We start from the raw sequence: 17449 nt of genomic DNA on the forward strand, positions 1-17449 counted from the left end.
GCGCGATGCGACGCCTGATCACCGCCCTGTTCGTCTGCGTCAGCGTATGCGCGATCGTGCCGGGCTGGTCGGGCGAATCGCGGCTCGATCTGCTCGGCGAGCGCGCGCAGCTGACCGCGACCCGCGTGATGCTCGATCGCACCAATCCGCGGCACGTGCGCGTCGGCGGGCTCACCTATCTCGGCGGGGTCGCGCTCGACAGCCGCGATCCGGCGTTCGGCGGATTCTCGTCGCTCGACGTCAGCAGCGCCGCGGGCGGCCATCGCTTCACGTTGCTGAGCGACGGCGGCAACATCGTCCAGTTCGACATGGGGGGCGACTGGCGCCCGCATCGAATCGCGTTCAGCAACCTGCCCGCCGGACCCGGCATCGGCTGGGAGAAGCGCGACCGCGACAGCGAATCGATGGCGATCGATCCGAAGACGGGCCAGATCTGGGTCGGGTTCGAGGATAGCAATTCGATCTGGCGCTATGCGCCGGGGTTCGCCCGGTACGAGGCGCGGGTCGCTCCGGAGGCGATGCGCAAGTGGCCGGCCAATGGCGGCCCCGAATCAATGGCGCGGCTGCCCGACGGTCGATTCGTCGTCATCAGCGAGGAGGCGCATGTGCGGCGCCCCGACTGGACCGGGTCGGAGGCGGACCGGCTGCACACGCGACAGGCGCTGATCTTCGGCCGCGATCCGACCGCGGGCGGGGCGCCGGCGCGATTCGCCTACACGCCCTATGGCCGGTACGATCCGTCGGACGTCACCGCGTTGCCGAACGGCGACCTGCTGGCGCTCGATCGCGGATTCCGCCTGCCGTTCCGATTCTCCGCGCGGATATCGCGAATCGACCGGCGCGACGTGGCGGCGGGGCGAATCGCCAGGGGGCGCCTGGTCGCGACGATCGACGCGCCGCTGATCCACGACAATTTCGAGGGGATCGACACCACGATCGAGAATGGCGCGACGATCGTCTGGATCGTGTCCGACGACAACCAGCTGGTCCTCCAGCGCACGCTGCTGCTGAAGTTCCGGCTCGATCGCTAGACGCACAAACGCCGACGGCCCGCCCTGCGATATGCAGGGCGGGCCGCGGTGATCGTCTCGCCCGCCGCTCTACCGAGCGGCAACCGACAACCGTCGCTGTTAGGCGGCGACTGCCGAGGCTGCGATCTTCTTGACGACTTCGCGCTTGAGGCGACGAACGCGGAGCGACAGCTTGTCGTCCGAGGTCTTCACCAGCCAGTTGTCGAGGCCGCCATTATGCTCGACGGTGCGCAGGCCGTGCGTCGAAACGCGCAGCTTGACGCCCTTTTCGAGCGAATCGGAAAGCAGCGTGACGTTCTGCAGGTTCGGCAGGAACGTGCGCTTGGTCTTGTTGTTGGCGTGGGAGACGTTGTTCCCGACCATCCGGCCCTTGCCGGTCAGTTCGCAAATGCGCGACATGTGATTACCTATTCAAGTGTCGGGAGGAACCCCGGAAAGGCGCGCGGATAGCTGGCACGCCGGCTTTCGTCAACCGATTCACGCAAAACGTGTCTTGCGATCCGCGCAGTACGGGTCTTGCAACCCGCTGCGTTCGCGGACGTTGTTACGCTATCGAACTGTTCAAGAAAAGGGGATGTCTTATGCGTACGCTCTTGTCGCTGCTCGCGATCGTCGTGCTGGTCGTGGTCGGCCTTATGTATTTCGGAATCATCAACATCGACCAGACCCGCCAGGGCGTCGTCCAGGCGCCGAAGTTCCAGGCGGACGTCGCCAAGGTCACGCTCGGTACCGAGAACAAGACCGTCGCGGTCCCGACGATCAACGTCGAGAAGCCCGCCAACAGTCAGGCGCCGAACTGATCTTTACCTGACGGGGCGGGGCGGGCAGGGCGTTTGGCCATGTTCCCCGTCCCCGACCCCATGCGCCGCGCGCTCGACGCGGCGCGCGATGCTGCGCTGGCCGGTGAAGTCCCGGTCGGTGCGGTCGTCGTGAAGGACGGCCTTATTATAGCCGTGGCGGCCAATGCGCCGCGAACCTTGTCCGATCCGACCGCGCACGCCGAGATCCAGGCGATTCGTGCCGCTGCGCTGGCCCTGGGCAGCGATCGGCTCGAAGGCTGCGATCTATGGGTGACGCTCGAGCCCTGCGCGATGTGCGCCGGCGCCATCGCGCATGCCCGAATCGCGCGGCTTTATTATGGGGCGCCCGATGCGAAGGGCGGTGCGGTCGAGCACGGGCCGCGGTTCTTCGGTCAGCCGACCTGTCACCACCGGCCCGAAATCTATGCGGGCATTGCCGAGACCGAAGCGGCCGGGATCCTGCGCGCGTTCTTCGGCGCGCGGCGGTAGGTCACCTGATCCCTAATCCTCCCCCGCCAGGGGGAGGTGGCGCCGAAGGCGTCGGAGGGGGAGGACACGGAACAGCGGTTTCCCCGTCCGCCCCCTCCGTCTGGCGAGTGCCAGACACCTCCCCCTGGCGGGGGAGGATCAGGATCACCCCTCCAGGCTTTTCGATGCCTGCTCGAACAGATCCTTCGACAACCCCGGCGTGGCCACGATCCGCTCCAGTTCTGCGCACATCAGCCCGGCGCGCGCCGAATCGAACCGCCGCCAGCGGCCGAGCGGCGGCAGGAGCTTCGCCGCGGTCTGCGGGTTGAGGCGGTCGAGCGCAACCAGCTGGTCGGCGAGGAACCGATACCCGCTCCCATCCGCGGTATTAAAGGCGCGCTGGTTGGCGCCGAACGCCCCGATCAGCGATCGCGCGCGGTTGGGGTTGCTCAGGCTGAAATCGGCATGGTCGGCAAGGCCTGCGACGATCGCGCCGGTATCGTCGCGCGACGACAGCGCCTGCGCCTGGAACCACTTGTCGAGCACCAGCGCGTTGTCGCAATATTGGCTGTAGAAGATGTCGAGCGCGGTCGTGCGGATTGCCGACTCGCTGCTCACCAGCGTGGTCAGCGCGCCCATCCGGTCGGTCATGTTGTCCGCCGATTCGAACTGCGCGAACGCCAGGTCGGCGGCATCGTCTGCGCCGCTCGCGGCGATATAGCCGAGCGCGACGGTGCGCAGGCGACGCAGGCCCTTGCCCTCGGGCGTATAGGCGTAGGGCTGCCCATCGGCGCGCGCATAGGCGGTGCGCCACTGCGCCTCGAGCTGCGTTCCGAGATCGCGGCGCAATGATTCACGCGCACGGAAGATCGCCTCGGGATCGACGACGCGCATCTGGTCGCCGATGAAGCTTTCGGACGGCAGCAGCACCGCCTCGGCGACGAAGGCGAGATCGAGTTCGGCATCGTCGAGCGTGTTGGCAACCGCGGCGATCACGTCGGCATGATCGGGCCGGCCCTGCGCCGAGGCGACCAAAGTATCGAGCATCAGCTGCTGCATCGCCTCGTAGCGCGCGAACGGATCGTCGTCATGCGCGCTGAGGAAGGCAAGATCGGCCGCGCTGCGATTGCTCTCGACCACCACGGGGGCCGAGAAGCCGCGGTTGATCGACAGCACCGGGCGTTCGGTGATGCCGTCGAACACGACCGTCTCGAGCGTGTCGTCGAACAGGATGAGGCGCTCGTCGGTCAGCGGCAGGCCCGAATCCGCACCGAACAGCCGGACCCTGAGTGGCAGCACCATCGGCGACTTCACCGGCTGGCCGGGGGTGGAGGGGACCTGCTGGGCGAGGCGCAGCATCGCGCGATCGCCGTCCGGCGACACGCCCGTTTCGTAGGTAAGATTGGCGGAGACGCGCGGGGTGCCCGCCTGCGAATACCAGAGGCGGAACTGGGTCAGGTCGACCTTGCCGCCTTCCTCCATCGACGTGACGAAATCCTCGCAGGTCGCCGCGGTGCCGTCATAGCGATCGAAATACAGGTCGGTGCCTGCGCGGAAGCCCTGCGGGCCGAGGATCGCGGCCATCATCCGGATCAGCTCGGCGCCCTTGTTGTAGATGGTCGCAGTGTAGAAGTTCGAGATCTCCTGATAGGATTCGGGGCGCACGGGATGCGCGAGCGGCCCTGAATCCTCGGGGAACTGCGACGCGCGCAGGCCCCGGACGTCCTCGATCCGCTTGACGGCGCGCGACCCCTGGTCGGCGGAGAAGCCCTGGTCGCGATAGACGGTGAAGCCTTCCTTCAGCGACAGCTGGAACCAGTCGCGGCAGGTGATCCGGTTGCCCGACCAGTTGTGGAAATATTCGTGCGCGACGACTGCGGCGATCGCGTCGTAATCATAATCGGTCGCGGTATCCGGATCGGCCAGGATGTAGCGCGAGTTGAAGATGTTGAGGCCCTTGTTCTCCATCGCGCCAAAGTTGAAATCGTCGACCGCGACGATGTTGAACACGTCGAGGTCATATTCGCGGCCATAGGTCGTCTCGTCCCACGCCATCGCGAGTTCGAGCGCTTTCAGCGCATGGTCGGTCTTGGGCAGGTCGGCCTCACGCACCCAGATGCCGAGCGACACCTCGCGGCCCGACATCGTCGTGAAGCGGCCGCGGTTGACCGCGAGATCGCCCGCGACCAGCGCGAACAGATAGGAGGGCTTGGGGAAGGGATCGTGCCACGTCGCCCAGTGGCGGCCGTCGTCGAGCTGCCCTTGCGCGACCGGATCGCCGTTCGCGAGCAGCACGGGGAAGTGCGTCCTGTCCGCGGTCATCCTGACCGAATAGACGCTGAGCACGTCGGGGCGATCGGGGAAATAGGTGATGCGGCGAAAGCCCTCCGCCTCGCACTGCGTGCAGAGATTGCCGCCCGACGCGTAGAGCCCCATCAGCTGCGTGTTGCGATCGGGCGCGATCTCGACCTGCGTCTCGATGACATGCGCCGCGCCGGCAAGCGGGATGACCAGCTGTTCGCCGTCGATCCGCCAGTCGTTGATCGCGACGCCGTCGACCGTGACCGACAGCGGCTTCTGCCCCGCGCCGTCGAGCCGCAGCGGGCCGTCATGATCGCCGTTGCGGGTCACCGACAGCGTTGCCGTCACGCGCGTGGTCGACGGATCGAGGACGAAATCCAGGCTCGTCTCGGGGACCAGCCACTCGGGCGGGGTGTAATCCTCGCGGCGAATGACGAGCGGGTGGGCGAGACTGTTCTGGATGTCGAGCATATCTTTGCGAATATAGGGCCGCGCCGATCTATCGCCAGCCAAAGCTTGGTGCGCATTCATTCGAACATTGCGCCTCCCCGGCGGAGGCCGGGGTCCAGTTGGAGAGGTCGCGGTGACGAAGCGCAGCCTATGTTCAGCACTGTCTCCCAACTGGACCCCGGCCTCCGCCGGGGAGGTGTTTCTCGGTATGGAACGTCTTTGATCCCGCGACCCAAAGCTTGCGTGGGAGTCGGTGCATGCTACGCCGCTGCAACACGTTCCCTTTGCAAGGATTTCCGGATGTATCGTCCTCTCGGCGCGCTCGCGGTGCTCGCGCTTTCTACGTCGGCCCTTGCCCAGACGGCGCCCCAGACTGCGCCGGTCGTGGCGCCGGTCGCCGCGTTGAACGCAAAGCTCGCTGCGCCGCTGCCCGCGGATCAGGCGGCGATGAAGGCGCATGTGCTGTTCCTCGCCTCCGATGCGATGAAGGGGCGCGAGGCCGGGAGTCCCGAATTCGACATCGCCGCGCAATATGTCGCCGCGCAATTCTATGCCGCGGGGCTTCGTCCGGGCGGCGATGCGGGCGGCTATCTCCAGACGGTGCCGCTGGTCAGCTACAAGGCGGCGAGCAAGGGCGATTTCGTGTGGACCGGTCGCGGCGCGGCGCAGCCGCTCGTGTTCGGTGAGGACTACGTTCCTGCGGCGAACGGCGCGAAGGCCGAAACCAGCGTGTCGGCCCCGGTCGTGTTCGTCGGCTACGGCATCGACGCGCCGCAATATGGCCAGGACGATTACAAGGGCGTCGACGTGCGCGGCAAGATCGTCGCCTATTTCGGCGGCTCGCCCGCGCGGTTCGGTGGCGAGGAGCGCGCATTCTTCGGTTCGGGCGGGACCAAGGCGGCGATCGCGCAGGCCAAGGGCGCGGTCGGCGTGATCACGCTGGAGAGCCCGCGCTCGGCCAAGGTCCGCACGTTCGCCAAGATGGCGGAGTCCTACGCGACGCCGCGGATGACGTGGGCGAACCCCGACGGCACCGGCAAGGTCGATGCGCCCGGCGCGCCGTCGCTCGGCACGGTCAGCATGGCCGGCGCGGCCAAGCTGTTCGCCGGTGCGAAGACGCCGTGGACCAGGATCGCCAAGCAGGCGGACAGCGACAACGCCAAGTTCAAGGCGATGCCGCTGCCCGGCACGCTGACCGTCGCCACCAAGACGAGCTTCGTACCCGCCGCCAGCAGCAACGTCGTCGGCATGATCCCCGGCAGCGATGCGGTGGTCGGCAAGGAGGTCGTCGTGCTCTCGGCGCATCTCGATCACATCGGCATCACCAAACCGGTGAAGGGCGACGCGCTGAACAACGGCGCGCTCGACAACGCGATCGGCATCGCCAGCCTGATCGAGGAGGCCAGGCGCTTCACCGCCAGCGGTCAGGCGCCCAAGCGGACGATCATGTTCCTCGCGGTCACCGGGGAGGAGAAGGGGCTGGTCGGCAGCGACTATTTCACCAACCACCCGACCGTGCCGCTGACCTCGATCGTCGCGGACGTGAATCTCGACATGCCGATCCTGACCTACAAGTTCGAGGACATGGTGGTGTTCGGCGCCGAGCGCTCGACGATCGGCCCGATCGTGCAGAAGGCGGTGGCGGCGATCGGCGTCGGCCTGTCGCCCGATCCGATGCCGGAGGAGGGAATCTTCGTCCGCTCCGACCATTTCCGCTTCGTCCAGAAGGGCATTCCGGCAGTGTTCCTGTGGCCGGGCCAGAAGGGGCCGGGCAAGGCCGCGGTCGCCTATTTCATGGCGAACAATTACCACAAGCCGTCTGACGACCTGTCGCAGCCGATCCTGTGGGATCAGGGCGTGCGGTTCGTCGATGCGAACTACCGGATCGCGCGCGAGATCGCCGACGGCGCGCAGCGGCCGGTGTGGAATGCGGGCGATTATTTCGGGACGCTCTACAAGGGGCCGATGGCGGATAAGGCGGTGCGCAAATGAGCAGGCTGCTGATCTTCGGGCTGGGCTACACCGCCGGGCGGCTTGGCGATCGACTGGCGGCGGACGGCTGGCATGTCGTCGGCACCACGCGCGACGGCCGCGGCGAATCGATCCGGTTCGACGATAGCGATGCGGTGACCGCGGAGATCGCCGCGGCGACGCATATCCTGTCGTCGGTGCCGCCCGAGCATGAGGCGGACCCGGTGCTCGGCCGCTATGGCGCGCTCCTGCTGCGGACTCGGGCATGGGTCGGCTATCTGTCGTCGACGGGTGTGTACGGCGATGCGCGCGGCGCGTGGGTGGACGAGACCGCGCCGATCGGCGGCGGGCGGCGCAGCGCACGCGCGGCGGCGGATGCGGACTGGCTCGCGCTTGGCGCGCGGACGTTCCGGTTGCCCGGGATCTATGGGCCGGGACGCTCGCCGCTCGACCGCGTACGCGCGGGCAAGGCGCACCGGATCGAGCAGCCGGGGCAGGTGTTCAGCCGCGCGCATGTCGACGATATCGTCTCGGGCGTGATCGCCGGGTTCGATGCGCCGGCGGGGGCGTATAATCTCGCGGACGACGTGCCTGCGTCGCAGAACGACGTCGTGGCGTTCGCCGCGATGCTGCTCGGCATGCCCGCGCCGCCGTTCGTGACGCTCGACGAACTGTCGGCGATGGGGCGCGGATTCTATAACGAGAACCGGCGGGTGGCGAACGGCAAGGCGAAGCGCGTGCTCGGCTGGACGCCCGCCTGGCGCGATTACCGCGCGGGTCTGCGCGCGCTGAGTGCGATGACCAGCCCGATGCCAGACAGCACCGCGCCGGCGACCGCCAGCGTCGACCAGTGATAGCGCTCGAACAGCGTCGATAGCAGCATCGCGATCACCGGCACGATCACGCCCGAATAGGCGGCTTTCGCCGGGCCGATCGCGCGGATGACGTTGAAATAGAGCGGGAAGGCGAGCGCCGACGCGAACACGCCGAGGTACAGGATGCCGGCAACATAGCCGAGCCGCGGCTCGAACACCGGCGGCCCGGTGGTGATCCACGCGAACGCCGCATCGAGGCACGCGCCGATCAGCATCGCGATCGCGAGCACGGGCGCCATCGGATAGCGTTTGGCGAACGCGCTGCCCTGGATGACGTTGGCGACCGAGGCCGCCATCACGCCGCACAGGGTGAGCACGATGCCGATCGTCGCCGAGCGCGGCCCATGCGGATCGACCCGCGCCTCGTTGATGAACAACAGCGCGACCCCCGCCATCGCGACCGCGCAGCCGAGCATCAGCTGTCGCCCGAGCCGTTGCTTGAGGAAGATGCGGCCGAAGATCGCGTTGGGGACGAGGAGCAGCGCGAACACCACCGCGACCAGCCCCGAGGTGACGTAATGCTCGGCACGGTAGACGAAGTTGAAGTTGAACGTGAACAGCGCGACGCCGATGACGGCGGCGAACGCATAGCCGCGCGCGTCGAACCGGAAGCTCTCGCGCTTGATGCTCGCATAGATCGCCATCGCGATGCCGGCGACGAGGAAGCGGTAGCTGATCGACCAGCTCGGCGGCACCACCGCGATCTGATCGCGGATGACGAGCCAGGTCGACCCCCAGATCAGCGTGACGATGCCGAACGGGATCAGCACCGCCGCGCGGGTCGACTGGATCGGCGGTAGCGGCGGGGTGGCCGGGGCGGGGGTCATAACTCCCGGATCGCGTCGGCGAGCAGGCCGACCGCGTCCGCCGGGCTGTCCCAGGCGGTGACGAGACGGATCTCGCCCGCCGCCCAGTCGTAGAAGTCGAAGCCGCGCGCGCGCAGGGCTGCGGCTTCCTCTGGCGTGGCGCGCAAGAAGACTTCGTTCGCCTCGACGGGGTGGACGAGGCGGTCGCCGGCTGCGGCGGCGAGCGTGGCGGCGGCGTCGTTCGCAGCGCTGGCGGTGGCGAGCCAGAGATGGTCGTCGAGCATCGCCAGGATCTGTGCGGCGAGATAGCGCCCCTTCGACAGCAGCAGGCCCGCGCGCTTGCGGCGATACTGCGTGACGGCGGCGAGGTCGGGCTTGAAGAAGACCAGTGCCTCCGCGCTCATCGCGCCGTTCTTGACGAAGCCGAAGCTGAGCGCGTCGACCCCTGCGCGCCACGTCATGTCGGCGGGCGAGCAACCGACGCGCGCGATCGCGTTGGCGAACCGCGCGCCGTCCATGTGGAAGCCGAGCCCGCGGTCCTTTGCCAGCGCGCCGATCGCGGCGACCTCGTGCGGCTGGTAGACGCGGCCATATTCGGTGGCGTTGGTGATCGAGATCGCGTGCGGCTGGACGCGGTGGACGTCGTCGGGGATCGCATCGAGAACGGTCCGGATCGTCTCGGGCGTCAGCTTCGCGCCGATGCCGTCGGCAAGGAACAGCTTGGCGCCGTGGGTGTAGAATTCAGGCGCGCCGCCCTCGTCGTTCTGGATGTGCGCGTCGCGGTGGCAGACGATCCCGCCATGCGGGGGGCAGAGCGCGGCGAGTGCGAGGCAGTTGGCGGCGGTGCCGGTGGGAACCCAGAGGACCGCGACCTCGGTCTCGAACAGCGCCGACAGGCGGCCGTCGAGCTGCTGGCTCCACGCATCGCCTGCATAGGCGGTGTCGAGCGTGTCGGCCGCGGCGATCGCGGCCATGACAAGCGGGTGGACCTGGGCGGCGTTGTCGGAGAAAAAGCGCATGGTCAGGACATGCTGCGATGCGGTGATGCCGTCAACGGGGGGGGGCGACCGAGCCGTCTCGTTCTGCTTCGTCATCCTGGGCTCGACCCAGGATCCAGAGCCACGGGCGGGGTCATTCGTGGCTCTGGATCCTGACTGTCGTCAGGATGACGGGGGGAGGGAGGGGATCGCAGCCCCTTGCCCAGCGGGGGCTTCGACCGAGCCGTCCCCTTCTGCTTCGTCATCCTGGGCTCGACCCAGGATCCAGAGCCACGGGCGGGGTCATTCGTGGCTCTGGATCCTGACTTTCGTCAGGATGACGGGGGGAGGGAGGGGCGCGCAGCCCCTTGCCCAACGGGGGCTTCGGCTGCGACGCACTCGTCTGCTTCGTCATCCTGGGCTCGACCCAGGATCCAGAGCCACGAGGCGTGTCATTCCTGGCTCTGGGTCCTGACTTTCGTCAGGATGACGGCGGGGGAGGGGATCGCTGCCCCTCGTCAGGAGGACGGTGGAGCGTGTCACTGCTCCCCGTCATACCCCGGCTCGTCCTCGGGCGGGCGGCGATCGTCGCGGGGCGGCGGGCCCTCCTGCCGGTCGCGGCGCGAGGGGCCGACCGAGATCGTGCCGTCCTCGCCCATCTTCAGGTTGAAGCCCATCCCTTCGATCTCGCCGCCCAACGGCAGCCCGGCATTGCCCTCCTCGTCCGCGGGCAGCGCGTCCGGATCGACCTCCTCGACCGCGGGTGGCGGCGCGGCGACGGGCGCGATGCCGAGTGCGGACTGCATGAAGTCGCGCCAGATCCGCGCCGGGATGCCGCCGCCCGACAGCCCGGGGTTCGAGCTGTTGTCGTCGTTGCCAACCCACACGCCGACCACCAGATCGCGCGCGAAGCCGACGAACAGCGCATCCTTGTTGTCCGAGGTCGTGCCGGTCTTGCCGAACGCATCGACCGTCAGGTTCGCCTGCCGCCCGGTGCCGTTCCGGATCGACGCCGCGAGCAGATCGAGCATCTCGTCATGGATCTTCGACGGTATCTCGGTCGCGCCGCCGGTCAGCGACTGGTACCAGCCCTTCTCGCGGACGTCGGCCAGCCCGCGCGGCTGCACGGGATATTGCTCGCGCGCGATCGCGGCATAGGCGGCGGTCAGTTCGAGCAGCGACACGGTCGAGGTGCCGAGGCCGATCGTCGCCTCGCTCGGGATGGGCGTCGAGATGCCGAGGTCGCGCGCCGCCTTGATCACCGCCTTCACGCCGACCTGCTGCGTCAGCCGCGCCGCCGCGACGTTGGACGAGCGCGCAAACGCCTGGCGCAGCGTGATCGTCCCCTGATAGCGGCCGTCGCTGTTCTTGGGCGTCCAGTCGCCGATCGTCACCGGCCGGTCCTCGATCGTCGAATCGGGCGTCAGCCCCGAACGCATCGCGGCGAGATACACGAACAGCTTGAAAGTTGAGCCGGGCTGGCGCCGCGCCTGCGTCGCGCGGTTGAACGGGCTCTTGCGATAGTCCTTGCCGCCGATCATCGCGACGACCCGGCCATCCGGGCGCATCGCCACCAGCGCGACCTGCGCCTGCCGTAGCCCGGCGCGCGCGACGGTGCGCTCCGCCGCACGCTGCAATCTCGGATCGAGCGTGGTCTGGACGGTCGCCTCGGTCTTGATCTCGCCCGCCTGGTCGCGCGCCTCGGGCAGGATCCAGTCGGCGAAATAGGTGCCGTTGGGCAATTGCGACGGGCGGCTGCCGAGCACGCGCTGCGGCCGGACGGCGTCGCCCTCCGCCTTCGTGAGGAAGCCCGCATCGACCATCGCACCGACCACGACGGCTTCGCGCTTGCGCGCGCCTTCGAGGTTCGAGGTGGGGGCGAGCCGCGAGGGCGCCTTGACCAGGCCGGCCAGCATCGCCGCCTGGCCGACGTTGAGCTTGTCGGGGGTGCGGCCGAAATAATGCTTGGCCGCCGCGCTGATCCCGTAGGTGTTGTCGCCAAAATAGACGTTCGAAAGATAGCGCGAGAGAATTTCGTCCTTCGACAGCCACGCCTCGAGCCAGAAGGCGATCATCGCCTCGCGGATTTTCCGCGTCGCGGTGCGGTCCGAATCGAGGAACGCGTTCTTCGCGAGCTGTTGCGTGATCGTCGAGCCGCCCTGGCGCACACCGCCCGAGCCCATGTTCGCCCACGCCGCGCGCGCGATGCCGCGCGGATCGACGCCCCAGTGCGAATAGAAGCGCCGATCCTCGATCGCGAGGAAGGCCTGGGTCACGTGCGGCGGCAGCTTGGCGGCATCGACCGACTTGCCGATGATCGCCCCGCGCCGCGCGATCGGCGTGCCGTCGTCCGCGGTGAGCGTGATCGAAGGCGGCGTCGGCGGCTGGAGCGATTTCGAGAGCGGCGCGGTGATCGCCAGCCAGATGATCGCGATCACCAGAAGGACGATGCCGATGCCGAGCCCGCGCAGGATCCACCGGCCGATCGGACGCTTGCGGCGTGGCGCGGCATAGGGCGGCGTCGCGTCGCGATCGTCATACGGCTCGAAGTCCTCGCCATCGCGCTCACGCTCGTATTTCTGGCGGAGGCGTTCGCGTTCGGTGCTCAGCCGTTCGCGTTCATAGGCATAGGGCTCTCGGTCACCCTGCGAGCCGGCGCTGGAACGGTTGGTATCGAAGGGATCGGGGCGCATCGGTCGTTCCAGCGGGTCGGCCAAGCGGCGGACATCAGGTGTATTATCGTTCTACGACAGTTCGGGCAAGACTTTGCCTGCGTCAGGCGTATGGCCATGCTTAACGTGTACGGAGGCTTAGCGACAGCGTTCGTCAGTCAGAATGGCGCGACGCCCCTGGTGTCCAAGACCGGTTGTCATCGCGCGACGAAACGGGGAAGAGCATGTCGATGACGTTCGAACAGGATGAAACCGTGGCCGCTTCCGAGACTCTCCCGCTGGTCGTTGGCATCGGCGGCACGATCGGCGGCGTGTCGTCGACCGAGCGCGCGCTGCGGATCGCGCTCGATGCGGTCGAAAAGCAGGGCTATCGCACGCAGATGTTCGGCGGCGCCGACATGGCGCGGCTGCCGCTCTACGACCCCAAGGCGACGACCCGGACCGCGGACGAGCAGGCGTTCGTCGAGGCGGTGCGCGGGGCGTCGGCGGTGATCATCGCGAGCCCGGGCTATCACGGCAGCATCTCGGGCGTGGTAAAGAACGCGCTCGACCTGCTCGAGGAAACCGCGCGCGACGAGCGTCCGTATCTGGCCGACATGCCGGTCGGGCTGATCGCGACGGCCTATGGCTGGCAGGCGACGGGCAGCACGATTGCGGCGCTCCGCTCGATCGTCCACGCGCTGCGCGGCTGGCCGACCCCGTTTGCGGCGGCGATCAATACGCAGGTCACGAAGTTCGACGACGAGGGCGGCGCGAACGACCCTGCGGTGATCGAGCAGTTGCGGCTGGTCGGCCACCAGGTCGCACGGTTCGCGCCGTTGTCCGAGCCGGCGAACTGATCGAAGCCGAATGGTCCTGATCCGTTCGTCCTCATCCGTTCATCCTGAGTAGCTGCTGAGCCTGTCGAAGCGGCGTATCGAAGGACAGGTTGGCGCGCGGAACCTGTGCTTCGATACGCGCCCTCGATACGCTTCTGCGAAGCTACTCGGTCGCTACTCAGCACGAACGGGATACAGCACGAACAGAGTTTTCGCGCGGTCGAGCCGACGCTCGTCGATGGGGCGAGTCCTACAATCCTCCCCCGCCAGGGGGAGGTGGCAGGCTTTAGCCTGACGGAGGGGGCGGGAAGGGCAACCTCTGTTCCGTGTCCTCCCCCTCCGTCGCCTGCGGCGCCACCTCCCCCTTGCGGGGGAGGATCAGGTGGGGCTCGCTACTTTACCGTCGCGCGCAGGGTGGCGCGGACGCCGGTGTGCGTCGGGTCGTATTCGACGATCGTCTGCAGGCTCTGCGCCATCGCGCGGATCAGTTTCGTGCCGAGCCCCGTCCCGCGCGGCACCGCATCTTCCGGAATGCCGCAGCCATCGTCCTCGACCGCGAGCAGGACGATGTCGTCGTCGATCCGGCGCAGCACGACGCGGACTTCGCCGCCGCTGGTGGGATAGGCGTATTTGCACGCGTTGGTGACGAGCTCGGTGACGATCACGCCGAGCGACACGGCGCGGTCGGTCGGCAGGCGGATCGGCTCGGCGAGCAGCGTCAGCGCGCGTGGGAGCGCGTCGGTCGACCAGGTCTCGGCGAGTTCGTCGACCAGCGCGCCGAGATATTCCTGCATGTCGACATTCTCGACATCGTTGCTCGTGTAGAGCCGCCGGTGGACCTGCGCGATCGCCTGGATGCGGCGCTGCGTATCCTCCAGCGCCTCGCGCGCGGACGGGTCGGTAAGCGCGGTCGCCTGCAGGCGGACCATCGCCGAGACGAGCTGCAGCGAGTTGGCGACCCGGTGGTTCACCTCGCCGAGCAGCGCCTCGAGCCGCGCGTTGCTGGCACGCAGATCGGCTTCGGCGGCCGCCTTGTCGCGTTCGAGCAGCGCGCGCGCGCGCACCTGGTCGAACGAGGCGTCGAGCAGGTCGAAGAAATCCTCGCCGACGGTCTTCACGACATAGTCCGCCGCGCCGGCCTTGAGCGCCGCGACCGCGATGCGGCCTTCCTCGGAGCCGGTGACGTACACGACCGGGGGCGGATCGGGCAGGCGGCGCAGCGCCTCGAGCGTTTCGAGGCCGTCCATGCCGGGCATGTAGTGATCGACCGCGATCAGGTCGAACCGCTCGGCCGCCGCCTTGACCACGCCTTCCGCGCCGGTCTCGGCAACGGTCATGCGGTAGCCGCGGCGTTCGAGCGCACGCGCCGCCAGCCGCCGGATCCCGGCGTCGTCGTCGATGTAGAGAACGCTCGGCCCGCTCACTCGGCGTCGGGAACCTGGATCACCGACAGGAACAGCCCGAGCTGGCGGATCGCCTGCGCGAAACTCTCATAGTTGACCGGCTTGGTGATGTAGACGTTGCAGCCCAGATCATAGCAGCGCTCGATCTCGATCTTGTCGTCGGTGGTGGTCAGCACGACGACGGGCGTGCGGCGCAGCGGGCTGCCCTCCGCCTTGATTCGCGTGAGGATGTCCGTCCCGCTCATGTCGGGCAGGTTGAGATCGAGCAGGATCATCGCCGGGCCGCTCTTGGCGGGACCGTCGACCGCGTTGAACAGGAAATCGAGCGCACTGGTGCCGTCGGTGAAGTGCTTGATGTCGTTCAGGATGCCTGCGCGACGGATGTTCTTCTCGATCAGCCGGGCATGGCCTTCGTCGTCCTCGATCATGACGATCCCGACGGTCTGGTGCTGGTTCATGGCGTGCTATCCTGAATCGTCATTGCGCTGGGAAGGTTGAGGCGGAAGGTGGCACCGTCGCCGAGCGTCGACTGCACGTCGATCGTGCCGCCGAGACGATAGGCCAGCGCGCGGACATGCGCGAGGCCGATCCCTTCGCCGGGCTGGTCCTGCGGCCCCGAGCGACGGAACAGGTCGAACACGCGCTGATGATCGCGCACATCGATACCGCGGCCATTGTCGATCACCGACAGGATGACCCGGCTGCGCTCCTTGTGCCCACGCACGACGATCTCGCCGGGACGGCCGGGCTTTAGATACTTGGTCGCGTTCTCGATCAGGTTCGACAGGATCTGTTCGAGCGCGAGGCGATCGGTGACGATCGCGGGCATCGGCCGTTCGACGCGGACGACCGCACCGCGATCATCGACGATGTGCTGCATCGAACCGATGATCGTGTCGACCAGCTGCGCGGGGTCGATATGTTCGGGCGCGATCGTCCGGCGCCCCTCGCGCGACAGCTTGAGGATGGCGTTGATCAGCCGGTCCATCTTCTGCGTCGAGGTGCGGATGAAGCCGATCGCCTCGGGCAGGTCCTCGCGCGCGGCCAGCTTTGCGTCCTGCGTCAGGATATGCGGCGCTTCGGCCTCGGCGCGGTCGATCAGCTCGGCGAGCGGGCCTGCGGCGGTGGCGAGTTCGGCGGTGAAGCCCATGACGTTCACCAGCGGCGAGCGCAGATCGTGGCTGACGATATAGGCGAAGCGCTGGATCTCCTCGTTCGCGCGGCTGAGATCGGCGGTGCGAGTCGCGACCTGATCCTCGAGCGTCTCGTTCAGATCGCGCAGGCTGTCGCGCGAGCCCGCCAGATCGGTGGTGTAGCGGCGGATCACGAGGATCGCGAGGATCGCGACGACCAGGAGCAGCGCGGCGGCGAGCCCTGCGACCGAGAGGAACAGCGCGCTGCTGCGTTGCTGGTGCCCGGTGCGGATCGCGAGCAGGCGAACCTCGTCGGCGGCCATCGCCTGCAGGCGGTAGCGGATGCCGCGCATCAGCGGCACGCTGGCATCGACCGCGAACCGGCGCCGTGCCTCCGCGATCCGGCCGGTCGCGACCAGCGTCATCGACTGCGTACGCAGCGCGCGCAACCGGACGAACCTCGACTCGATCCGGTCGATCCGGGTGGTCTGCGCGGGGTTGTCGCTGGTCAGGTGGCGGATCGCGCGGATCGAGGGGACGATGTTGCCCGCGGTCCGCGCATAAGCGGTGGCGAACAGTGGCGTGCCAACCAGAATATAGCCGCGCCGCGCAGTCTCGGACTGCTCCATCTCGACCTGGAGCGTCGCGATCGCCTGGCGGACGTCCTGCGTGTGGAGGATCTCGGCGGTGTAGCTCTGGTTGCGGACCGTAATCCAGCCGATCGCGACGGCGGCGGCGGCGAGCGCGATAAAACCGAGCGTCATGAACGCGACCAGCCACCGGGCGACCCGCCCCTCGGACGAGGGCAATTTCAAGCGTACGCTTACCATGGGTTATTGATCTACGGTACCGCCGGTCGTTACGCCAGCGATACTGTCATGACGCAAAGCAAGGGCGTTTGCCGCATGATCCTCCCCCTTGCAGGGGAGGACAGGCAGCTACAGCAGCAGGTCCTGTGCGCTGGCCTTGCCGACCCGCCCGCCACCGCTGCGGCGGTCCATTTCGTGGTTGGCGGTGAAGCGGATATCGGGATCGCGGTCGGTCATAAACGCCATCAGCGTCTCGTGATCGAGCTCGGACCATTCCTTGCCGCGATCGGGGCCGTAACGGACTCGCGGGATCAGCCCCGGATCGCGCGACCATTCGACCAGCTGCGCAAAGCTCGCCTCGTTGAGCATGTCGCGCAGGTGGAACGCGGTGACATAGGCGTCGGGGAAGGCGCGGTGCGCGGGCAGGCCGCGCTCATGCTCCATGCCCTGTGGCTTGCGCCAGTAGCGCAGCACCTGGTTCGAGAAGCTCGGGCTGTCGGGCCAGAGCCGCAGCGCGCATTTCCAGGTGCAGATCCACTCGGCGTCGCGGGTCAGCGCGGGGGTGCAGAATTTCTGCTCGAAATCGGCGCGGTGCGCGGCCAGCGCGAGGCGGCGCGGCCACGGATCGAGCACCTGCCGCGCGCAGTCATGCCACCACGGCGCGTCGGCGACATGCTCGTCGAGGATATGGTGGATCGCCTGCGTGACCGGCGGGATCAGCCGGCCGGGATTGACGAGCAGGCTGCCGCCTTCGCCGTAAATCTCCCAGCGGCCATTCTCGGCGAGCGCGACGTCCTGCCAGCCGATCTCGCAGACTCCGTGCGCGGGCGGCGCGGAGCCGGTGGTCTCCAGGTCGACGACCCGGATCATCTGCGGTTGCTGTTTGGGCTTGGGATAGGAGGGCGCCATGCCCGTCATGTGGGGATAAAAGCGCG

At 67.9% G+C, this 17449-nt stretch carries 15 protein-coding genes; 6 read left to right on the top strand and 9 right to left on the bottom strand.

The window, feature by feature from the left end; all coding sequences use genetic code 11:
- Window positions 1–5 precede the first annotated feature (5 nt).
- On the top strand, window positions 6–1031 hold the full coding sequence (locus ASE79_RS10840) for an esterase-like activity of phytase family protein (protein WP_056416082.1): 1026 nt from the start codon (window positions 6–8) through the stop codon (window positions 1029–1031).
- 99 nt (window positions 1032–1130) lie between these two features.
- Here the strand turns inward: ASE79_RS10840 and rpmB are convergent, their stop codons facing one another.
- Window positions 1131–1430: a 50S ribosomal protein L28 gene (gene rpmB / locus ASE79_RS10845; RefSeq protein WP_055874131.1), complete on the bottom strand. Its 300-nt coding sequence runs from the start codon at window positions 1428–1430 to the stop codon at window positions 1131–1133.
- Between the two features lie 182 nt (window positions 1431–1612).
- Here rpmB and ASE79_RS10850 point away from each other — a divergent pair, with 182 nt between their 5' ends.
- Window positions 1613–1831 (top strand): hypothetical protein, encoded by a 219-nt coding sequence (locus ASE79_RS10850; protein ID WP_056416086.1) that lies wholly within the window; start codon window positions 1613–1615, stop codon window positions 1829–1831.
- A gap of 60 nt (window positions 1832–1891) precedes the next feature.
- On the top strand, window positions 1892–2320 hold the full coding sequence (locus ASE79_RS10855) for a nucleoside deaminase (RefSeq protein WP_056417181.1): 429 nt from the start codon (window positions 1892–1894) through the stop codon (window positions 2318–2320).
- A 144-nt stretch (window positions 2321–2464) separates the two neighbouring features.
- Here the strand turns inward: ASE79_RS10855 and pepN are convergent, their stop codons facing one another.
- Window positions 2465–5071: an aminopeptidase N gene (pepN, locus tag ASE79_RS10860; RefSeq protein ID WP_056416092.1), complete on the bottom strand. Its 2607-nt coding sequence runs from the start codon at window positions 5069–5071 to the stop codon at window positions 2465–2467.
- A 279-nt stretch (window positions 5072–5350) separates the two neighbouring features.
- Between pepN and ASE79_RS10865 the strand changes: the two genes are divergently transcribed.
- The gene (locus tag ASE79_RS10865; RefSeq protein WP_056416094.1) at window positions 5351–7042 is read left to right on the top strand and encodes a M28 family metallopeptidase; all 1692 of its coding nucleotides are present in this window, start codon (window positions 5351–5353) and stop codon (window positions 7040–7042) included.
- On the top strand, window positions 7039–7875 hold the full coding sequence (locus tag ASE79_RS10870; protein WP_056416097.1) for a hypothetical protein: 837 nt from the start codon (window positions 7039–7041) through the stop codon (window positions 7873–7875). Before ASE79_RS10865 ends, ASE79_RS10870 begins: the two co-directional genes overlap by 4 nt.
- Here ASE79_RS10870 and ASE79_RS10875 read toward each other — a convergent pair.
- The 3 genes from ASE79_RS10875 to ASE79_RS10885 all read right to left on the bottom strand — a co-directional run bounded on the left by ASE79_RS10875 (window position 7788) and on the right by ASE79_RS10885 (window position 12372).
- Entirely contained in the window at window positions 7788–8723 is a 936-nt protein-coding gene (locus ASE79_RS10875; protein ID WP_056416100.1) for a DMT family transporter, read from the bottom strand. The two genes, ASE79_RS10870 and ASE79_RS10875, sit on opposite strands and share 88 nt — an antisense overlap.
- Window positions 8720–9721: a threonine aldolase family protein gene (locus tag ASE79_RS10880; protein WP_056417188.1), complete on the bottom strand. Its 1002-nt coding sequence runs from the start codon at window positions 9719–9721 to the stop codon at window positions 8720–8722. Before ASE79_RS10880 ends, ASE79_RS10875 begins: the two co-directional genes overlap by 4 nt.
- 497 nt (window positions 9722–10218) lie before the next feature.
- Window positions 10219–12372, bottom strand: coding sequence for a transglycosylase domain-containing protein (locus ASE79_RS10885; protein ID WP_082445290.1), 2154 nt, complete (start codon window positions 12370–12372; stop codon window positions 10219–10221).
- Between the two features lie 209 nt (window positions 12373–12581).
- On the opposite strand from ASE79_RS10885, the gene ASE79_RS10890 reads away from it, so the two are divergent.
- A complete protein-coding gene (locus ASE79_RS10890) occupies window positions 12582–13190 on the top strand; it encodes an NADPH-dependent FMN reductase (protein ID WP_056417197.1) in 609 nt (202 codons plus the stop codon).
- A gap of 371 nt (window positions 13191–13561) precedes the next feature.
- Here ASE79_RS10890 and ASE79_RS10895 read toward each other — a convergent pair whose 3' ends face one another.
- From ASE79_RS10895 to ASE79_RS10910, 4 genes are all read right to left on the bottom strand, one after another.
- Window positions 13562–14593: a sensor histidine kinase gene (locus ASE79_RS10895; protein ID WP_056416105.1), complete on the bottom strand. Its 1032-nt coding sequence runs from the start codon at window positions 14591–14593 to the stop codon at window positions 13562–13564.
- A complete protein-coding gene (locus tag ASE79_RS10900; protein ID WP_056416106.1) occupies window positions 14590–15030 on the bottom strand; it encodes a response regulator in 441 nt (146 codons plus the stop codon). The genes ASE79_RS10895 and ASE79_RS10900 overlap by 4 nt, the downstream gene beginning before the upstream one ends.
- Window positions 15027–16535 carry a sensor histidine kinase gene (locus tag ASE79_RS10905; protein ID WP_056416109.1) on the bottom strand — a complete coding sequence of 503 codons (1509 nt, stop codon included), beginning with the start codon at window positions 16533–16535 and terminating at the stop codon, window positions 15027–15029. Before ASE79_RS10905 ends, ASE79_RS10900 begins: the two co-directional genes overlap by 4 nt.
- Before the next feature lie 108 nt (window positions 16536–16643).
- Window positions 16644–17423 carry an exonuclease domain-containing protein gene (locus tag ASE79_RS10910; protein WP_056417200.1) on the bottom strand — a complete coding sequence of 260 codons (780 nt, stop codon included), beginning with the start codon at window positions 17421–17423 and terminating at the stop codon, window positions 16644–16646.
- Window positions 17424–17449: the final 26 nt, after the last annotated feature.

The sequence above is a fragment of the Sphingomonas sp. Leaf28 genome (assembly GCF_001421685.1).
GTDB lineage: Bacteria > Pseudomonadota > Alphaproteobacteria > Sphingomonadales > Sphingomonadaceae > Sphingomonas > Sphingomonas aurantiaca.

Excerpts from the sequence above, each read along its gene's own strand:
- ASE79_RS10840 (WP_056416082.1), top strand. The coding sequence starts at position 6 with ATGCGACGCCTGATCACCGCCCTGTTCGTCTGCGTCAGCGTATGCGCG.
- rpmB (WP_055874131.1), bottom strand. The coding sequence starts at position 1,430 with ATGTCGCGCATTTGCGAACTGACCGGCAAGGGCCGGATGGTCGGGAAC.
- ASE79_RS10850 (WP_056416086.1), top strand. The coding sequence starts at position 1,613 with ATGCGTACGCTCTTGTCGCTGCTCGCGATCGTCGTGCTGGTCGTGGTC.
- ASE79_RS10855 (WP_056417181.1), top strand. The coding sequence starts at position 1,892 with ATGCGCCGCGCGCTCGACGCGGCGCGCGATGCTGCGCTGGCCGGTGAA.
- pepN (WP_056416092.1), bottom strand. The coding sequence starts at position 5,071 with ATGCTCGACATCCAGAACAGTCTCGCCCACCCGCTCGTCATTCGCCGC.
- ASE79_RS10865 (WP_056416094.1), top strand. The coding sequence starts at position 5,351 with ATGTATCGTCCTCTCGGCGCGCTCGCGGTGCTCGCGCTTTCTACGTCG.
- ASE79_RS10870 (WP_056416097.1), top strand. The coding sequence starts at position 7,039 with ATGAGCAGGCTGCTGATCTTCGGGCTGGGCTACACCGCCGGGCGGCTT.
- ASE79_RS10875 (WP_056416100.1), bottom strand. The coding sequence starts at position 8,723 with ATGACCCCCGCCCCGGCCACCCCGCCGCTACCGCCGATCCAGTCGACC.
- ASE79_RS10880 (WP_056417188.1), bottom strand. The coding sequence starts at position 9,721 with ATGCGCTTTTTCTCCGACAACGCCGCCCAGGTCCACCCGCTTGTCATG.
- ASE79_RS10885 (WP_082445290.1), bottom strand. The coding sequence starts at position 12,372 with ATGCGCCCCGATCCCTTCGATACCAACCGTTCCAGCGCCGGCTCGCAG.
- ASE79_RS10890 (WP_056417197.1), top strand. The coding sequence starts at position 12,582 with ATGACGTTCGAACAGGATGAAACCGTGGCCGCTTCCGAGACTCTCCCG.
- ASE79_RS10900 (WP_056416106.1), bottom strand. The coding sequence starts at position 15,030 with ATGAACCAGCACCAGACCGTCGGGATCGTCATGATCGAGGACGACGAA.
- ASE79_RS10905 (WP_056416109.1), bottom strand. The coding sequence starts at position 16,535 with ATGGTAAGCGTACGCTTGAAATTGCCCTCGTCCGAGGGGCGGGTCGCC.
- ASE79_RS10910 (WP_056417200.1), bottom strand. The coding sequence starts at position 17,423 with ATGGCGCCCTCCTATCCCAAGCCCAAACAGCAACCGCAGATGATCCGG.